This is a genomic window from Streptomyces sp. NPDC058289, from assembly GCF_042880975.1.
Taxonomy (GTDB): domain Bacteria; phylum Actinomycetota; class Actinomycetes; order Streptomycetales; family Streptomycetaceae; genus Streptomyces; species Streptomyces stoeckheimensis.
Genome location: NZ_JBHVYI010000006.1, coordinates 1 through 16,343, shown reverse-complemented (window position 1 = coordinate 16,343; position 16,343 = coordinate 1). Strand labels below are relative to the sequence as shown.

Genomic DNA, 16,343 nt, shown 5'->3' with positions numbered 1-16,343 from the left:
GCAGACAAGAGGGAGCAACCGGGGCGAAAAGGGAGATGCAACGTGTACGCACCGACACCCCGTCAGGCGCCGCGTCGTCACGCACCGGCCCGTGCGGCCCTCTTCACCGTCCTCGGACTCCTCGCCGCGGCCTGCGGGGCCGCCGGCGACGAGGGACGGACCAAGGGCCCCGCCGCCGAGAGCCAGGACGTCCACCTCCAGCCCGTGGCCTCGGCAGGCCCCGACCCCTTCACCACCTCCTCCGCCACCGCCGAATCGGCCCCCGTCCAGCCCCCGCTGCCCAACGCGACCGGCCAGGGCATCCGCACCGTCAACGCGGCCACCCCCGGCCTGTACGGCGGAACCCAGCGGCTCGGCAGCTGCGACGTGGAGGCGCAGGTCCAGTCCCTGACCGACGACGACGCCAAGGCACGCGCCTTCGCCGAGGCCTCCCAGGTGGAGCAGGAGAAGATCCCCGACTTCCTGCGCGGCCTCACCCCCGTCGTGCTGCGCGCCGACACCCGGGTGACCAACCACGGCTTCGTCGGCGGCAGCCCCAACGCCTTCCAGTCCGTCCTCCAGGCCGGCACCGCCGTCCTCGTCGACGACCACGGAATGCCCCGCGTCCGCTGCGCCTGCGGGAACCCGCTGCTCGCTCCGCGCGCCGCCAAGGGCGCACCGGTGCTCAAGGGAGAACCCTGGAGCGGCTACCAGCCCGCTCAGGTCGTGGTCATCGAGCCGACCATGCAGGTGATCAACAACCTGGTCATCGTCAACATCGCCGACAACACCTGGATCGAGCGCACGGCCGGAGACGACGGAGCCCAGGACCGCACCCCGCAGACGCCGCCCCCGTTCGACCCGGCCGACGGGATCCCCACCGGGCCCGCGACCCCGCCCGGCACCTCGCCGACCGACCCGTGCCGGACCCCGGAGAGCAACAGCCTCGCCCGCACCGAGCCGCCCACCGGCCCGCCCGCCCCCGGCCGCAGCCCCGCCCCGAACGCGTCCGACTGCCCGCCGAGCGCCCCGCAGACGGCTCCCCAGACCCCCAACACCCCGACGGCCCCCGACCAGCCCTCGAACGGCATCCCCTCCGGCCCGCCCACGGCCCCGCCGCCTGCCACCGACCAGCCCTCCGACGTACCCACCGACCTCCCCTCCGACCTGCCCGGGCAGGCTCCGAGCGACCCGGGGACCCTGGTGGGCCCCGACGGGGCGTCGCCGCTGCCGAGCGATCCGTACGCGGACCCGTACGCGGACCCGTACGCGAACCCCGACGCGGACCCGTACGCCGACCCCTACTCCGTCCCCGAGCAGCAGCCCTCGGCCCCGTACGACGGCCAGTACCTGGAGAGCGCCTGACCGGCCCGTGTGTCATGGTGGACCGGTGCCGACCGCCGTATCACTGCCGGAGGACTGGCCCGCACATCCGGACCGGTCGCTCTCGCTGAACCGCATGGGCAGTTTCGACTGGGACCTGGTCACCGGTCTCATGCACATGGACTCGGCAGCCCTCGAGGTCTTCGACACGACCCCCGAGGAGTACGACGGCCGGCCCGGGTCCCTCTCGCCGCGCGTCCCGCCCTCCGAGGGTGCCCGCCTCGACGCACTGGTCTCCTCGGCCCTCAAGAGCGGGGTCGACAGCTACGGCGCCTACTTCCGCATCCGCTGCCACGACGGCACGCTGCGCTGGACGCACACCCAGGGCCGGGTCATGCGCGGCGCGGACGGCCGCCCGTTCCGGATCATCGGCATCGTCCGCGACGCCACCGAGGAGCTCAGTCATTCGGCGGAGCGGCTCGGGCTGGACGAGGAGCGGCGCCGCCAGACGTCCGTGGTCGAGAGCACCACCGCAGCACTGGCGCACGCCCGGACCGTTCAGGACGTCATCGACGCGCTCGGCGACGCCCACGGCCTGGAACGGCTCGGTTCCATGGGCATGGTGATGGGACTGGTCGAAGCCGGCCGGATCCACCTCGTCGCCGAGGGCCCCGCGGGCAGCTTCGTTCCCGGGACCCGCTACACCCGCATCGACGAGCAGTACCCGATGAGCGAGGTGGTGCGCTCGCTCCAGCCGCGGTTCCTGGACTCCGCGGCCGAGTTCGCCGCCGGGTACCCCGGGCTCTGGGCGAAGATCTCGTCCATGCACATCTCGGCGGCCGCCTACCTGCCGCTGATCGCCCAGGCCCGCCCGATCGGCGCGATCGGCCTGCTCTACCAGGACAAGGACGGCTTCAGCCAGGAGGAGCGGAACCTGCTCGTCGCGCTCGGCAGCAGCATCGCCCAGAGCCTCCAGCGGGCGATGCTGCTGGAGCAGGAGCACGATCTGGCGGAAGGGCTCCAGCAGGCGATGCTGCCGCGCCGGATCCCCTCGGTGCCGGGCGCCGAGATCGCCGTACGGTACCGCTCGGCCAAGATGGGCCAGGACATCGGCGGCGACTGGTACGACGTCATCCCGCTGCCCGGCGGCCGGGTCGGCGCGGTCATCGGCGACGTCCAGGGCCACGACACCCACGCCGCCGCGGTCATGGGCCAGCTGCGGATCGTGCTGCGCGCCTACGCCGCCGAAGGGCACTCGCCGGCCACCGTCATGGCCCGGGCCTCCGTCTTCCTGCACGAGCTGGACACCGACCGCTTCGCCACGTGCACGTACGCCGAGGCCGACCTCTCGACCGGGGTGCTGCAACTGGTCCGGGCCGGCCACATCGACCCCCTGCTGCGCACCCGGGACGGGGGCTGCGAACGCCTCGAACTGGAGGGCGGGATGCCGCTGGGGCTGTCCGCGGAGTTCGGGCTGCTGGAGTATCCGGTGACCACGGTCGAGCTGGGACCGGGGGAAACGCTTCTGCTGTGCACGGACGGCCTGGTGGAGCAGCCCGGAGCCGACCTCGACGACGGTGTCCGGCTCCTCGCCTCCCTCGTCCGCACCGGACCGGCCGACCTGGCCCTGCTCGCCGACCGGCTGTGCGAGGTCGTGGACGACCGGGGCGGCGACGACGACATGGCGCTGCTGCTGCTCCGTCGCGAGGCCGAGGAGGCCCAGCAGGCCGGCGGCAGGCTCCAGCAACACGTGGCGCCCGGCGATCCGGAGGCCCTCGTATCGGCCCGCCACATGATCGGCGCGGCGGTGCGGGCGTGGGGCGCACGGGACCGGGCGGACGAGATCGAGCTGGTCGCCGACGAGCTCATCGTCAACGCCCTCATGCACACCGACGGTCCCGCCATCGTGACGCTGCGGGTCCTGACCGGCCCCGAACGCCGCCTCCGCGTGGAGGTCGAGGACCGCTCCAGCGCCCTGCCCCGACGCAGGGAGGCGGGCGACTCCGGGGTCTCGGGACGCGGTCTGATGCTGGTGGACCGGCTGGCGGACGTCTGGGGCGTGGAATCGCGGGGGAGCGGCAAGTGCGTGTGGTGCGAGTTCACGATGCCGTGAGCCACCGGCCGCCAGCCACCAGCCGCTGCTGCCTCAGCGGAACTCGTGCACCACCTGGATCGCGCCGACGATGTGCGCGTTGAAGTCGTCCAACTCCTCGGCCGGAACCCACAGCTCGAGGATCGTTCGTCCCCCGGCCTGCTGGACGGGGTACCGGCTCAGGAACTCGGACTCGACCTCGAATCGGGTGACGAAGCCGACGCCGCTGTGCTTCACGTTCCAGTCCCTCGCGATCTTGATCGCGTAGTCCTCGTTGAGGACCGGGTAGAAGATCGGCTGCTCGGGAAGCCGAGGCGGCCAAGCGCGCCAGTTCAGCTCGCGGACCAGGTCCAGCTCCTTGGGGCCGGTGGGGCGCCACAGGGTCGTCGTTGCTCGCCGGCCGGTCATGTGAATCGCCTTCTGGACGTCGGAGGCCGCTGTTACGGCTGGTCGGAGACCGGACAGTACCGGCGCCGGGGACCCGACAGCCACACGGTTTCCGCACCGGGAGGTCCACGGCTCGCGCTTCGCGCGGCGGCGCGGCAGGCTGGGGGCATGCCCGAGCTGCCCGAAGTCGAGGCCCTGAGGGAGTTCCTCGACGAACACCTCGCCGGGCGGGTGGTCGAGCGCGTCCTCCCGCTCGCGGTGAGCGTGCTCAAGACGTACGACCCGCCCCTGACCGCACTCGAAGGGCAGCGGGCCGGGGCCACGGCCAGGTACGGCAAGTTCCTCGCCCTGCGCATCGGCGAACTGCACCTCGTCACCCACCTCGCCCGGGCCGGCTGGCTGCGCTGGATCGACACCGTTCCCGACCGGCCGCCGCGCCCCGGCAAGGGGCCGCTCGCGCTGCGCCTCGTCCTGGAGGGCGGCGGCGGGTTCGACCTCACCGAGGCGGGGACCCAGAAGCGGCTCGCCGTGTACGTGGTCCGCGATCCGCAGGAGGTCCCGGGCATCGCCCGGCTCGGCCCGGACCCGCTCGCCGAGGCCTTCGACCGCGAGGCCTTCGGTGTGCTGCTCGCCGGGGAACGGCGGCAGATCAAGGGGGTGTTGCGCGACCAGAGCGTCATCGCGGGGATCGGCAACGCCTACAGCGACGAGATCCTCCACCACGCCAAGGTCTCGCCCTTCAAACTGGCGGCCTCCTTCGACGAGGCGCAGGTGGACCAGCTGTACGCGGCCGTCGAGGAGACCCTGCGCACGGCCGTCGAGCGGGCGCACGGGGTGGCCGCCGGACGGCTCAAGGCCGAGAAGAAGAGCGGGATGCGGGTCCACGGCCGCGCGGGCGAGCCCTGCCCGGTGTGCGGGGACACCGTCCGGTCGGTCTCCTTCGCCGACTCCTCGCTCCAGTACTGCGCGACCTGCCAGACCGGAGGGAAACCGCTCGCCGACCGGAGGCTGTCGAAGCTGCTGAAGTAGGCCCGGGGGCCTGCCGGGGACGGGCCCGGCCGGCCCGACTCCGGTTAGACTCCGGCCCATGCCCGAGGAGCAGCAGCCGCAGCCGCCCCGGCGGGAGGTCGTCACCGGGGTCCCGCGCGGCAGCCGCAGGACGCCCCCCGCACACACGCCGGCCCGGTCCGAGATCTCCGAGCAGACCACCCTGGGCGCCACCTACGTACGGGCCCTCATGCGCAGCCAACTGCGCGCCGGACTCGCCGCCCTGGCCGCGCTCGTCCTCCTGGTGGGCCTGCTGCCGCTGCTGTTCCTGCTCCCGCGGGTCGCGTCGGGCCCGCTGGTCTGGGTCGCGCTCGGGGTGCTGGTGTACCCGGTGCTGTGGTGCGTCGCCCGGGCGTACGTGATCCGGGCCGAGCGCAACGAGGCCGATTTCACCGGGCTGGTCACCGACCCGACGGAGCCGCCGGGACCACGCCGGCCGGAGTAGCGGCTCGGCGTGGCGGGCCGGCGCAGCGAGCCGGGCGCGCCACTGCGGGCCGCTCACGCTCAGAACAGGTGCATTGCCAAATGGCCCAACGGCAGGCCGAGTTGCCAAGCCGGGGTCCAGACCCTGGCGTTCTCGTCCAGGCCCGGCGGGGTGTCGGCGTGACCGTGGCGTCCCGGGTCGAGGTTGGTGGCGAACAGCTCCGTGTGGTCCAGCCAGCGCCAGGCGGCCCGGGCCAGTTCCAGGTCGGGGTCCTCGCCCCGGCCGCGCTCGCGGGCCTCCTCGCCCAGCGCGAGGAACCGGGTGTGGACCCAGTCGCGCCAGGGGTGACCGTACGCCGTCAGCGACATCCACTCGTCGAGCTGCGAGACGACCCGGATCCCGGAGAGTTCGCCGGCGGCGTCCGAGAGGTAGATGGTCAGCGCGAGCGTGTCGCGTCCGGCGCGGAACTCCAGGGTGCTGACCGGGATCAGCCGGCCCGTGCGCAGCAGTTCGTCGGCGATGTACTCCGCGTAGAGCCATGCCATGGGCACCGCGAGCCCACCGTCACTGGTGCCGTTCGTACCCTCGGGCTGCACCGTTCCACCTTCTCCCGCATGCGTAGAGTCTTCCCACCGTCAGCGTCGAGCCTTCCTTGCGCGGCTCGCGGAGCGGGGGATGTTTACTCAACTTGAACGCTCCGGTGCCGGTTTCGATGCGGTTCGTGTCCGCTTCGCGGGTGTTCAGGCCATTCTTTGACGCATTCGCCGCACCTCGGGCCGCAGCGCCTCCCCCCGGGGGAGGCCGGTCAGACCGTGGCGATCACGGCGTAGCGCTCGTCGGTCACCGCGCGTCCCCACAAGGCCGCGTTGTCCCCGAGGGGCTCGACGCGCAGGGCGGTCACGAGCGGGCGTACGGCGGCGGCGAGTTCGTCGGCGCCGACGCCGCCCGCCCAGGGCAGGGTCTCCGCACCGGGTACGTACGGTGCTGCGCTCGCGCCGGACTCGCGCCAGCGGCCCTCGACGAGGACGAGGGTGCCGCCGGGGCGCAGCCGGCCGATCCAGTCGCCGAGCGCGGCCCCGGGGGAGGCCAGGGTCCACACCAGGTGGCGGGAGAGCAGGACGTCGAACCGCTGGTCTCCGGTGGGCACGGCGGCGGCGTCGCCGACCAGGAACCGGCCGGTCAGGCCGGCGGCGGCCAGTTTCGCCCGAGCGTGCCCGACCATCTGCGGGGAGAGGTCCACGCCGGTGACCCGGTGCCCGGCTTCGGCTGCCAGCAGGGACAGCGACCCGGTGCCGCAGCCCACGTCGAGGACGTCGAGCGGTCCGGCCGGCAGCCAGGAGCCGAGGAGGTCCGCCCAGGCGTCACGGGTCTCCGGGGCCCGCAGGCCGTGGTCCGGCTCCTCGTCGAACCGGGACGCGGCCGTGTCCCAGTAGGCGGTGATGGCAGCGGTGTTCGTGGAGTTCGGCATCTCGCGAGTCTCCCAGCGGGCACTGACAACGGAGCGGGCACTGACAGCGCAGCCGGCGCTGACAACGCTCCCGGCGCTGACAACACCCCAGGACACCGGCCCGCCCTCAGGCGCCGAGTCCGTACCCGTAGCCCTGGAGGCCCTTCCGCAGGGCGCGCAGGGCGTAGTACGTACGGGATTTGACCGTCCCCGCCGGAATGCCGAGCTCGGCCGCGGCCTCGGCCACCGAGCGGTCCTGGAAGTAGACCTGCACCAGCACGTCCCGGTGCTCCGGCCCCAGTGATCCCACGGCCCGTCGTACGTCTATGGCCGTCACCGAGCCCGCCACCGCGTCCCCCGGCGCGGGTGCCTGGTCCAGCCCCTCCGGGTCCACCTCCAGGGGCCTGGACAGGCGCGCCCGCCGGGCGTCGATGGCGAGCCGCCGGGCCACCGTGAACAGCCAGGGCCGCAGGGACTCGTAGGAGGTGCCCAGGACCTCCGGGTGCTGCCAGAGCCGCAGGAGCGTCTCCTGTACGAGGTCCTCCGCGCGCTGGGCGTCCCCGGCCGTGAGGCCCAGCAGAAAACCGAACAGGGCCCGTCCGTGTTCGCGCTGGAGTTCGGCCAGCGCCTCGGGGTCGGTGCGTCGGAGGGTGGGGGCAAGGGGCACGGGAGGCTCCTTCCGGGGGTCGGTGCGGGGGGCGGTCGGGGTCGACGGATCCACCCTGACCTGCACCGGGCCGCCCGGGAACCGTCCCGTCCGGACGGTGCGCCCAAGTACCCGGGTCGTCCGGTGGGCGGCCGCGCGGGGCGGTGAACGGTCGAACGGCACGCCGAACGGCCATTGGAGTGAGTGCGCGGCCGGCCGACGGAGCCGTTTCTTGACTTCAGGCGTCTCTTTCTATGGATTGACTGAAGATCAGGTAGTCGTATAAATCGAGCTCATCAAGGAGAGCCGGGACAGATGACCGCGCGCACCCGCCACGCCCTCGCACTCCTGACCGCCGTCGTACTGTCGGCCGTAGCCGGCTGCTCCGCCGGCGGGGACCCCGCGCCGGCCCGCCTGGCCGGCTCCCCGTCCGCCCAAGTGCCCTCGGGCGCTCCCGGATCCACCACGGCCCCCGCCGCGAAGGGCTTCACCCTGGTCGCGAGCGGCGACGTGCTGCCCCACGAGTCGGTCATCCGGCGGGCGGCCTCCGACGCGGCGGACGGTGACGGCCACGACTTCCGGCCGATGTTCTCCGCGGTCAAACCGATCGTCTCGGCCGCCGACCTGGCCCTCTGCCACATGGAGACCATCTACGGTCCGGACGGCGGCCCGTTCACCGGCTACCCCGCCTTCCAGTCCCCTCCCGAGGTCGCCGACGGCCTCAAGGACGCCGGGTACGACGGCTGTTCCACGGCCTCGAACCACACCCTCGACGGCGGCGGCGCCGGTCTGAAGCGCACCCTCGACCGGTTCGACAAGGTCGGTCTGAAGCACGCGGGTTCGGCCCGTACGGAGGCCGAGGCGGGCACCGTGACGATGTACTCCGCGGGCTCCGCGAAGGTCGCGCACCTCGCGTACACGTACGACACCAACGGCTACCCGATGCCCGAGGGCCAGCCCTGGGCGGTCAACCTGATGGAGCAGGAGAAGATCGTCGCGGACTCCCGGGCGGCCCGTAAGGCGGGCGCCGACGTGGTCCTCGTCAGCCTCCACTGGGGCACGGAATGGCAGACCGAACCGGACGAGAAGCAGCTCGCGCTCGGCAAGGCGCTGACCGCCTCGCAGACCGGCGGCCGCCCCGACGTGGACATGATCCTCGGCACGCACGCCCACATCCCGCAGGCGTACGAGAAGGTCAACGGGACCTGGATCGTCTACGGCATGGGCGACCAGGTCGCCGGCGAGATGTTCAACTACAGCGGCGCCCGCGACATGCGCGGCAACTACGGCTCCATCGGCCGCTTCACCTTCGCCCCGCCGGCCGCCCCCGGGCAGCGCTGGCAGGTCACCAAGGCCGAGTTCGTCCCGCAGATGATGGACCTCGGAGCGGGCCGGGTCGTCAACCTCCCGGCCGCCCTCGCCCAGTCACCGGGCCGCGAGTCCACCCAGGATTACGAGAACGCCCGCGACGAGATCAGCGAGGCCGTCCTCAGCCGCGGCGCGGCCAAGGACGGACTGACGATGGCGAAGTAGGCAGCCGCCCGGCCTTGGCCCGAAGAGCCGTCAGACGGCGGCGTTCGGGCCCTGGGCGGCCTTGACGCCCTGGAGCGCGGTCAGCTTGCGCACGAAGAGGACGGCCAGAACGGCGGCCACGACCATGGTCAGGTCCGCCGCCATGCCGAAGACGCAGGCGTCGCGGACCGCTTCGGCGCCTATCGCGTTCGCGTACTTCCACGCGGAGATCCGGCCGAGGACCTGGCCGCCCGCGAACGCCAGCCACCACGCGACCACCGGGGCGCCCGAAACCTGGCGGTACGAGCCGTCGGGGGCGAACTGCGTGCTGGCGTCCCAGGTCTCCCGCGCCGTCCGGTACGGGAAGAAGAGGTTCGCGATCGGGACGAACCACCCGCCGATGGCCCAGCCGGCGGACTGGCTGAAGCCGTCGGGGCGGAACACCTCGGCATTGCAGCGGACCCGGTGGAACCACATGATGAAGACCACGACCGTTGCCAGCATCGTGACGGACTGGGCGAATCCGACCAGGGTGTTGAGGGAGTCGGTCAGGGCGATCTCGTCGTGCTGGGTACCCGGCGGATCGGTGAGCACCGCCTTCATCTGCTGCCACCTGGTCAGCTGCGCCCCGACCGAGAGCAGATCGACGACCCCACCCACGGCGAGCAGGACGGTCGCGGCCGTCGCCGGCCCCTGCGGGGAGCGCAGCGTCCGGACGGGCGGGGACGGCGGAAACGGCGACGGCGACGGACCGGGCGCGATCGAGGACATGACGGAGTACCCCCCACGGGAACATGGACGACGACGTGTGACAGGGAAGCGGGCCGGCCGACAGGCCGCCCGAGCTGCCCGAACATACGTCAGTCCCGAGCCCCCCGTCTACGGTGATCAGATTGCGTGGGCAAACAGCCGCCAGGGGGCAGGGTGGTGCCGGGAAAACCGCGACGGCCGACCGCTACGGAACCACGGTGACCGGCCAGCGCCCCGCCTTCACCAGGCGGATCGCCACCGAGCCCACGATCCGGTGTCCGGCCTGCTCCGAGGCCCCGACCACCACCGCGTCCGCCATCAGCTCCTCCGCCGCGCTCACCAGCCCGGCGTACGCGTCCCCGCGGAAGGTGTGGAACTGCCAGCGGACGTCGTAGACGCCCTTCAGCCGCTCCGCGGACTCCCGGATCTCGGCCACCAGCCCCTCCGCGATCTCCTCGGTGGCCTCCGACACCGGAGCCCCCAGCGAGGCCCCGGCCGGCATCACCGGCTGGACGTACACCAGCGCCAGCAGCGCGTTCTGCCGCCGGGCCAGCCCCGCCGCGTAGGCGGCCGCGCGGAGCGAGGACTGCGACCCGTCCACTCCGGCGAGGATCACCTTCGGACCGTCCGTACCGCGCTCGAATCCCGTACCCACGTGCTCCGTCACCCTTCAAAGGCTAGACCCGCTCACCGCGCGGAGGGGCGCGGCCCTCCCTACAGTGCGAACCATGAGTGCCACCGTGGAGGAGACGCGCGGGACGCGCGGCAGCCGCAGCCGCTTCCTGAACCGGGTGCCCGATGCCTTCGGAGCGTTCTTCGGCACGCTCGGGCTGTTCTGCGCCCTGCTGGCGCTCTCCCCGACGCTGCGCCGCCTGCTGCGGCCGGTCGTGCGCTTCCTCGACGCCATCGTCGTGCCGGTCAGCGCCAACCTCGCCTACGCCGTGTTCCTCTTCCTCCTCGCCGCCGCACTCGGCATGCGCAAGAAGGTCGCCTGGTGGATCGTCGTCACCTATTTGGCCCTACTGGTCCTGGTCGACGTGCTGACCGTGGCCGAAGAGGACTACTGGGTGGGCTTCTCCTCCATGGCCCTCGCGGTCGCCGCCCTCGCGATCCTGATCGCCGCGCGCAAGGAGTTCAACGCCGCCTCCCGGCCCGGGGCCCTGTGGCGGGCCATGCTCGTGCTCGGCCTCGGCCTGCTCGCGGCCGTCTTCCTCGGCTGGGGCCTGGTCGCGCTGTTCCCGGGAACCCTGCCCAAGGGGCAGTGGCTGGACTGGTCCGCCAAGCAGGTCTTCGGCGGGCTGTTCTCGGCCCGGCAGTTCGACGGCCGCCCGGCGAGGCCCCTGTACTTCCTGCTCGGCCTCTTCGGCGCCCTCGCCCTGCTGAACGCGGCCGCCACCCTCTTCCGCTCCCAGCGGCTGACCGCCGCCCTGCACGGGGACGAGGAACCCCGCATCCGGGCGCTGCTGGGCGCCTACGGGCGCAACGACTCCCTCGGCTACTTCGCCACCCGGCGGGACAAGGCCGTCGTGTTCGCCCCGAACGGCAAGGCCGCCGTCACCTACCGGGTCGAGGCCGGCGTCTGCCTCGGCAGCGGCGACCCCGTCGGTGACCCGGCCGCATGGACCCCCGCCATCGACGCCTGGCTCGCCGTCGCCCGGCGCTACGGCTGGCAGCCCGCCGTCATGGGCGCCTCCGAGGACGGCGCGACCGCGTACGCCCGCTCCGGACTCGGAGCCCTCCAGCTCGGCGACGAGGCCATCCTGCACGTCGCCCACTTCGACCTCGACGGCCGCGACATGCGCGTCACCCGTCAGGCCGTCAACCGCGTCAAGCGCACCGGAGCCAGCACCGTCATCCGCCGCCACTCCGCCCTCTCCGAGGACGAGATGCAGATGATCGTGGACCGGGCCGACAAATGGCGCGACACCGAGACCGAACGCGGCTTCTCCATGGCCCTCGACCGGCTCGGGGACTCCGCCGACGGGGACTGCCTGCTCGTGGAGGCCTTCGACGACAAGGGCGAGCTGATCGCCCTGCTCTCCTTCGTGCCCTGGGGCAAGGACGGCATCTCCCTCGACCTGATGCGCCGGGACCGGGCCGCCCCCAACGGGGTCATGGAGTTCATGGTCGCCGAGCTCTGCGCGGCCGCCCCGAGCCTGGGCGTGCGCCGCATCTCCCTCAACTTCGCCGTCTTCCGCTCCGCCTTCGAAGAGGGCGGCCGGATCGGCGCCGGTCCCGTCCTCAAGGTGTGGCGCAAACTGCTGCTCTTCTTCTCCCGCTGGTGGCAGCTGGAGGCGCTGTACCGCTCGAACGTCAAGTACGGCCCCGAGTGGTACCCGCGGTTCCTCTGCTTCCAGGACGCCGGCTCGCTCGCCCGGGTCAGCCTCGCCTCCGGCATCGCCGAGGGGTTCGTCTCCGTGCCGAGCATGCGCACCCTGTGGGGCAACGGCCACCCCCGCGGGCTCACCGCCCCCGCCACCACCGCGGGCCTGCCGCCCATCGAGTCCCTCGGGCTGGAATCCGTGGGGGAGGAGGGCACCGAGGGCGCACGGGCCGAGCGGCTGCCCGAACAGGTCCGGGTCCGGCACGACAAGCTGGAGCGGATCCGGGCCGCCGGCACCGACCCGTACCCCGTCGGCATCCCGCAGCGCACCCACACCGTCGCCGAACTCAAGGCCGCGCACCCCGGCTACCCGCCCGGCACCCGCACCGGCTCGCCCGTCACCGTCGCCGGACGCGTGATGGTCGTACGCGACCTCGGCGGCGTGGTGTTCGCCGTCCTGCGGGACTGGTCGGGAGACGTCCAGCTGATGTTCACCCGGGACGAGGCCGGCGCCGCCGTGCTCGGCACCTTCACCTCCCAGGTGGACTTCGGCGACCACGTCGTCGCGAGCGGCGAGGTCGGAGCCAGCAAGAGCGGCGAACTGTCCGTGGTCGTCGACTCCTGGCAGCTCACCGGCAAGTGCCTGCGCCCGCTGCCCGACAAGCGCAAGGGCCTCGCCGACCCGGAGGCCAAGGTCCGCCGGCGCTACCTCGACCTGGTCGCCAGCCCCGAGGCGCGCGACGTCGTACGGGCCCGCTCCAGCGCCGTCCAGGCCCTGCGGCAGGGGCTGCTGGACCGGGGCTACCTGGAGGTCGAGACCCCGATGCTCCAGCAGATCCACGGCGGGGCCAACGCCCGCCCGTTCCGCACCCACATCAACGCCTACGACCTCGACCTGTACCTGCGCATCGCACCCGAGCTGTACCTGAAGCGGCTGTGCGTGGGCGGCATGGAGAAGGTCTTCGAGATGGGCCGCACCTTCCGCAACGAGGGCGTCTCCTACAAGCACAACCCCGAGTTCACGATGCTGGAGGCCTACCAGGCCTTCGCCGACTACGACGTGATGCTCGACCTGGCGCGCGAGCTGATCCAGGGCGCCGCCACGGCCGCCTTCGGCTCGCCCGTCGCGCACAAGGCCGGACCGGACGGAAAGCTCGTCGTCCACGACATCTCCGGACCCTGGCCGGTCAAGACGATGTACGGGGCGATCAGCGAGGCACTGGGCGAGGAGGTCGACGCCGACACCGAGGAACACGTCCTGCGACGACTGTGCGACCGCGCGGCCGTGCCGCACACGCCCGACAACACCCGGGGCGACGTGGTCCTGGAGATGTACGAGCGGCTCGTGGAGGAGCGGACCAAGCTGCCCACCTTCTACAAGGACTTCCCGACCGACGTCTCCCCGCTCACCCGGCAGCACCGCAAGGACCCCAGGCTCGCGGAGCGCTGGGACCTGGTGGCCTTCGGCACCGAACTGGGCACCGCCTACTCGGAACTGACCGACCCCGTCGAGCAGCGGCGCAGGCTGACCGCGCAATCGCTGCTGGCGGCGGGCGGGGATCCGGAGGCGATGGAACTCGACAACGACTTCCTGGACGCACTGGAGTACGCGATGCCGCCGACCGGCGGGCTGGGCATCGGGGTCGACCGCCTCGTCATGTTCCTCACGGGGTTGACGATCCGGGAGACGCTGCCGTTCCCGCTGGTGAGGCGGGGCTGACCGGCAGGACTACGCCGAGCGGGTGAGCGCGCGGGGGTGCGTCCGCGCCTCTCGACATCTGCGGCGATGTCGTTGATACGTAGTAGTAATGAAAAATGACGAGCCGACAGTAGGGCGACGCGTGCTCCTGCGCTCCGCCGTCTTCCTCGGAGTCGCCGCCGCCGCAGGGCTGCTGACCGGCGGCGAAACCGATCTGCCGACATCGGGCGCAGGGACCCCCGCCGCAGGTGGCGGCCCCGGGGCGGCACCCGGCGGGGCCGCAGGGCCCGGCCCCCTCGCCGGAGCCCCCGGCGGACTGCCGCAGTTCCCGCGCGGATCCCCGTACCGGCTCGAGCCGATGACCTCCGAAGGGGCCCCGGAGCGCGTACCCGCGGCGAAGCCCGCCGTACGGACCCGGCCGATCCTGGAACTGCCCGCCGGTGCGAGCACGGCGAGCGCCATGACCCTCACCTTCGACGACGGTCCCGACCCCCGCTACACCCCGGGCATCCTGGACACCCTTGCGCGCCACGGCGTCCGGGCCATGTTCTTCGTCTGCGGGGAGATGGCCGTGGAGAACCAGGACCTGCTGCGCAGGATGGTGGCCGAGGGACACGTCATCGGCAACCACACCTGGACCCATCCGCAGCTCACCAAGATCAGCCGGCCGGCGATGGCCTCCGAGATCGGCCGCACGAGCGAGGTCGTACAGCACGCCATCGGCACCGCTCCGCAGTGGTTCCGGGCGCCCTACGGGGCGTGGAACCGGGCCGCCTTCGAGATCGGCGCGGAGCTCGGCATGGAACCGCTCGCCTGGACCGTGGACACCCTGGACTGGAAGGAGCCGGGCACCGCGACGATCGTGTCGCGGGTCCTCAAACAGGCCGCACCCGGGGTGATCGTGCTGAACCACGACGCGGGCGGCAACCGCTCGCAGAGCGTGCAGGCGCTGGCGAGCTACCTGCCGCAACTGCTCGGACGGGGATTCCGGATGACGCTGCCGGAGCTGCCGCCGCACTGAAGGGGCCCTACCCCGCGCGGCGGCGGCACGGTCCGCCGCCGCGCGGCTCGGTTGGTCAGCGGGCCTCCACCATCCGCGCGAACACGACGACGTTGCCGTCGTAGCCGCGCCCCTTCGAGTAGCCGCCTCCGCAGGTGATCACCCGGAGTTCCGCGTGCCCGGTGTCCCCGTACACCCGGGATCCGGGGAAGGTGTTCTTGGAGAAGACCTCCACGCCGTACACCTCGAACACCGCCGTGCGGCCGTCGTAGCGCGCCACCTCGATGCGGCTGCCCTTCTGGACAGAGCCCAGCCCGTAGAAGACCGCGGGGCCCTGCGCGTTGTCCACGTGGCCCACGATCACCGACGAACCCTGCTGGCCCGGCGAGATGCCGTTGAGGTACCAGCCGGCCAGGTTCTTGTCCTGCGGGGGCGGCGCGTCGATCCAGCCCTGCGCGTCCAGTCCGACCGTCATCACCGGTGCGTCCACGCTGATCGACGGGATCCGGATGCGCTGGACCGACGAGTGGTCCAGCACCTCCATGTCCGGCGGCGGCACGGGCGGCTCGGAGGGTGCCTGGTCGGCCTGTGGCCCGACCGCCGACCCGGCCGGCGCACTCACTGCCGCCGCTGCGGCCGGCTGCGGGGGTCCGTCACCGGCCTCGGCTCCGTTGCGCATCATGGCGAGGCCGGTGAGCATGACCAGCGCGATCGCACCCCAGGGGGAGCGTCTCCTCGGTGGCCTCTCACTCTCGTCCTCGAGCATGGTTCTCCCTTCCCGACGCGGGGGTCCCGACCCGCGTTCTTGTCCCACCCCTTCACGCCCTACTTCACGCACGCTAAGGCGGTGCGTGCGGGACGGCGATCGGGGAAGGGCGAACGGGTGGTGGGGCCGGAAGGGGTGCGCCCATCCAGGTAATCGTCACATAAATGCCTGACGGGTCGTGACCTGCGGATCCGTCAGTGAACGCGTCCGCGCATCGGCGTGTCGCTCAACCTTGCGGCCCAAAGGCGGAAATGCGCTGGTTGCGGACCGAGCCGAGGGTTCGTGATGGGAGGCGTTCTCGTCGATCTGCCCGGGCCACCGCTCCGGGGCGCTTCCCGCTGGAGGTTCCACCATGCGTGTTCTCCGCGCTCTTACCGTGACCGCGGCGGCCACTTGCGCCGCCATCGCCCTCAGTGCCCCCTTCGCCTCCGCGAACCCTGCGGGCGGTCCGCCCTCGGGAGGAAACGGCGGGCCCAGCAATGTCACGGTCAACCCGTACTCCGTGCACCAGGGCTCCACGATGCAGGTCAGTGCGGCCGGTTGCCACCACGGCGGCATCGTCTTCTCGCACGGCAACTTTCCGCAGACGAACCTGTCCGCCGGCTCCATCGGCTTCGCGACGGTCCGGATCTTCAACCACGCCTCGCCGGGCCACCACACCCTGTCGGTCAAGTGCCACGACAACAGCCTGGTCGCCACGCACCGCTTCACGATCCTGGACGGTCGCGGCGCCCAGGGCGGCATCGGCGGCTCCCTCGGCCCGTCCACCACCGAGACCGCCATCGGCGCGAGCCTCGTCGGTGCGGCGGCCCTCGGTGCCGGTGCCCACGTGATGCGCCGCCGGCGCCCGATCCGCGGCCGGGCCTGACCGGCCGACCTCCCCGGTCGGCCCGGACAACCGCCGGTCGCCCCGTGTCCTGGCCAGGACACGGGGCGACCGGCGGTTGT

The 16,343-nt window shown here is 72.4% G+C and carries 15 protein-coding genes; 8 read left to right on the top strand and 7 right to left on the bottom strand.

Annotated elements, in window-relative coordinates; all coding sequences use genetic code 11:
- Nucleotides 1-42: 42 nt before the first annotated feature.
- Both ACFVX6_RS04285 and ACFVX6_RS04280 read left to right on the top strand, forming a co-directional pair.
- The gene (locus ACFVX6_RS04285) at nt 43-1,344 is read left to right on the top strand and encodes a DUF6777 domain-containing protein (protein ID WP_389687776.1); all 1,302 of its coding nucleotides are present in this window, start codon (nt 43-45) and stop codon (nt 1,342-1,344) included.
- Between the two features lie 7 nt (nt 1,345-1,351).
- A complete protein-coding gene (locus ACFVX6_RS04280; RefSeq protein ID WP_389687774.1) occupies nt 1,352-3,415 on the top strand; it encodes a SpoIIE family protein phosphatase in 2,064 nt (687 codons plus the stop codon).
- Between the two features lie 33 nt (nt 3,416-3,448).
- Here the strand turns inward: ACFVX6_RS04280 and ACFVX6_RS04275 are convergent, their stop codons facing one another.
- Nucleotides 3,449-3,802: a hypothetical protein gene (locus ACFVX6_RS04275; protein WP_389687772.1), complete on the bottom strand. Its 354-nt coding sequence runs from the start codon at nt 3,800-3,802 to the stop codon at nt 3,449-3,451.
- A 147-nt stretch (nt 3,803-3,949) separates the two neighbouring features.
- On the opposite strand from ACFVX6_RS04275, the gene ACFVX6_RS04270 reads away from it, so the two are divergent.
- Nucleotides 3,950-4,810: an Fpg/Nei family DNA glycosylase gene (locus tag ACFVX6_RS04270; RefSeq protein WP_389687771.1), complete on the top strand. Its 861-nt coding sequence runs from the start codon at nt 3,950-3,952 to the stop codon at nt 4,808-4,810.
- A 58-nt stretch (nt 4,811-4,868) separates the two neighbouring features.
- On the top strand, nt 4,869-5,273 hold the full coding sequence (locus ACFVX6_RS04265; RefSeq protein WP_389687769.1) for a hypothetical protein: 405 nt from the start codon (nt 4,869-4,871) through the stop codon (nt 5,271-5,273).
- 59 nt (nt 5,274-5,332) lie between these two features.
- Here the strand turns inward: ACFVX6_RS04265 and ACFVX6_RS04260 are convergent, their stop codons facing one another.
- The 3 genes from ACFVX6_RS04260 to ACFVX6_RS04250 form a co-directional block, all read right to left on the bottom strand.
- Nucleotides 5,333-5,797 (bottom strand): hypothetical protein, encoded by a 465-nt coding sequence (locus ACFVX6_RS04260; protein WP_243341408.1) that lies wholly within the window; start codon nt 5,795-5,797, stop codon nt 5,333-5,335.
- Between the two features lie 260 nt (nt 5,798-6,057).
- Nucleotides 6,058-6,720 (bottom strand): class I SAM-dependent methyltransferase, encoded by a 663-nt coding sequence (locus ACFVX6_RS04255; RefSeq protein WP_389687767.1) that lies wholly within the window; start codon nt 6,718-6,720, stop codon nt 6,058-6,060.
- A gap of 106 nt (nt 6,721-6,826) precedes the next feature.
- Nucleotides 6,827-7,366, bottom strand: coding sequence for a sigma-70 family RNA polymerase sigma factor (locus ACFVX6_RS04250; RefSeq protein ID WP_389687765.1), 540 nt, complete (start codon nt 7,364-7,366; stop codon nt 6,827-6,829).
- Between the two features lie 294 nt (nt 7,367-7,660).
- On the opposite strand from ACFVX6_RS04250, the gene ACFVX6_RS04245 reads away from it, so the two are divergent.
- Nucleotides 7,661-8,878: a CapA family protein gene (locus ACFVX6_RS04245; RefSeq protein ID WP_389687763.1), complete on the top strand. Its 1,218-nt coding sequence runs from the start codon at nt 7,661-7,663 to the stop codon at nt 8,876-8,878.
- A 30-nt stretch (nt 8,879-8,908) separates the two neighbouring features.
- Here the strand turns inward: ACFVX6_RS04245 and ACFVX6_RS04240 are convergent, their stop codons facing one another.
- Nucleotides 8,909-9,628, bottom strand: a complete 720-nt coding sequence (locus ACFVX6_RS04240; RefSeq protein ID WP_389687761.1) for a DUF4328 domain-containing protein — start codon at nt 9,626-9,628, stop codon at nt 8,909-8,911.
- A 184-nt stretch (nt 9,629-9,812) separates the two neighbouring features.
- Nucleotides 9,813-10,274 (bottom strand): universal stress protein, encoded by a 462-nt coding sequence (locus ACFVX6_RS04235; RefSeq protein WP_266902794.1) that lies wholly within the window; start codon nt 10,272-10,274, stop codon nt 9,813-9,815.
- 61 nt (nt 10,275-10,335) lie between these two features.
- Between ACFVX6_RS04235 and lysX the strand changes: the two genes are divergently transcribed.
- The gene (lysX, locus tag ACFVX6_RS04230) at nt 10,336-13,650 is read left to right on the top strand and encodes a bifunctional lysylphosphatidylglycerol synthetase/lysine--tRNA ligase LysX (RefSeq protein ID WP_389687759.1); all 3,315 of its coding nucleotides are present in this window, start codon (nt 10,336-10,338) and stop codon (nt 13,648-13,650) included.
- A gap of 88 nt (nt 13,651-13,738) precedes the next feature.
- Nucleotides 13,739-14,650, top strand: a complete 912-nt coding sequence (locus ACFVX6_RS04225) for a polysaccharide deacetylase family protein (protein ID WP_389687757.1) — start codon at nt 13,739-13,741, stop codon at nt 14,648-14,650.
- A gap of 55 nt (nt 14,651-14,705) precedes the next feature.
- Here the strand turns inward: ACFVX6_RS04225 and ACFVX6_RS04220 are convergent, their stop codons facing one another.
- Nucleotides 14,706-15,395, bottom strand: a complete 690-nt coding sequence (locus ACFVX6_RS04220; protein ID WP_274550628.1) for a class F sortase — start codon at nt 15,393-15,395, stop codon at nt 14,706-14,708.
- A 352-nt stretch (nt 15,396-15,747) separates the two neighbouring features.
- Here ACFVX6_RS04220 and ACFVX6_RS04215 point away from each other — a divergent pair, with 352 nt between their 5' ends.
- Nucleotides 15,748-16,263: a hypothetical protein gene (locus tag ACFVX6_RS04215; RefSeq protein ID WP_385368089.1), complete on the top strand. Its 516-nt coding sequence runs from the start codon at nt 15,748-15,750 to the stop codon at nt 16,261-16,263.
- The last annotated feature ends 80 nt before the right edge of the window (nt 16,264-16,343 follow it).

Coding starts and splice junctions, on each gene's coding strand:
- ACFVX6_RS04260 (WP_243341408.1), bottom strand. CDS start 5,797: ATGGCATGGCTCTACGCGGAGTACATCGCCGACGAACTGCTGCGCACG.
- ACFVX6_RS04215 (WP_385368089.1), top strand. CDS start 15,748: ATGCGTGTTCTCCGCGCTCTTACCGTGACCGCGGCGGCCACTTGCGCC.
- ACFVX6_RS04245 (WP_389687763.1), top strand. CDS start 7,661: ATGACCGCGCGCACCCGCCACGCCCTCGCACTCCTGACCGCCGTCGTA.
- ACFVX6_RS04220 (WP_274550628.1), bottom strand. CDS start 15,395: ATGCTCGAGGACGAGAGTGAGAGGCCACCGAGGAGACGCTCCCCCTGG.
- ACFVX6_RS04265 (WP_389687769.1), top strand. CDS start 4,869: ATGCCCGAGGAGCAGCAGCCGCAGCCGCCCCGGCGGGAGGTCGTCACC.
- ACFVX6_RS04270 (WP_389687771.1), top strand. CDS start 3,950: ATGCCCGAGCTGCCCGAAGTCGAGGCCCTGAGGGAGTTCCTCGACGAA.
- ACFVX6_RS04275 (WP_389687772.1), bottom strand. CDS start 3,802: ATGACCGGCCGGCGAGCAACGACGACCCTGTGGCGCCCCACCGGCCCC.
- ACFVX6_RS04225 (WP_389687757.1), top strand. CDS start 13,739: ATGAAAAATGACGAGCCGACAGTAGGGCGACGCGTGCTCCTGCGCTCC.
- lysX (WP_389687759.1), top strand. CDS start 10,336: ATGAGTGCCACCGTGGAGGAGACGCGCGGGACGCGCGGCAGCCGCAGC.
- ACFVX6_RS04240 (WP_389687761.1), bottom strand. CDS start 9,628: ATGTCCTCGATCGCGCCCGGTCCGTCGCCGTCGCCGTTTCCGCCGTCC.
- ACFVX6_RS04255 (WP_389687767.1), bottom strand. CDS start 6,720: ATGCCGAACTCCACGAACACCGCTGCCATCACCGCCTACTGGGACACG.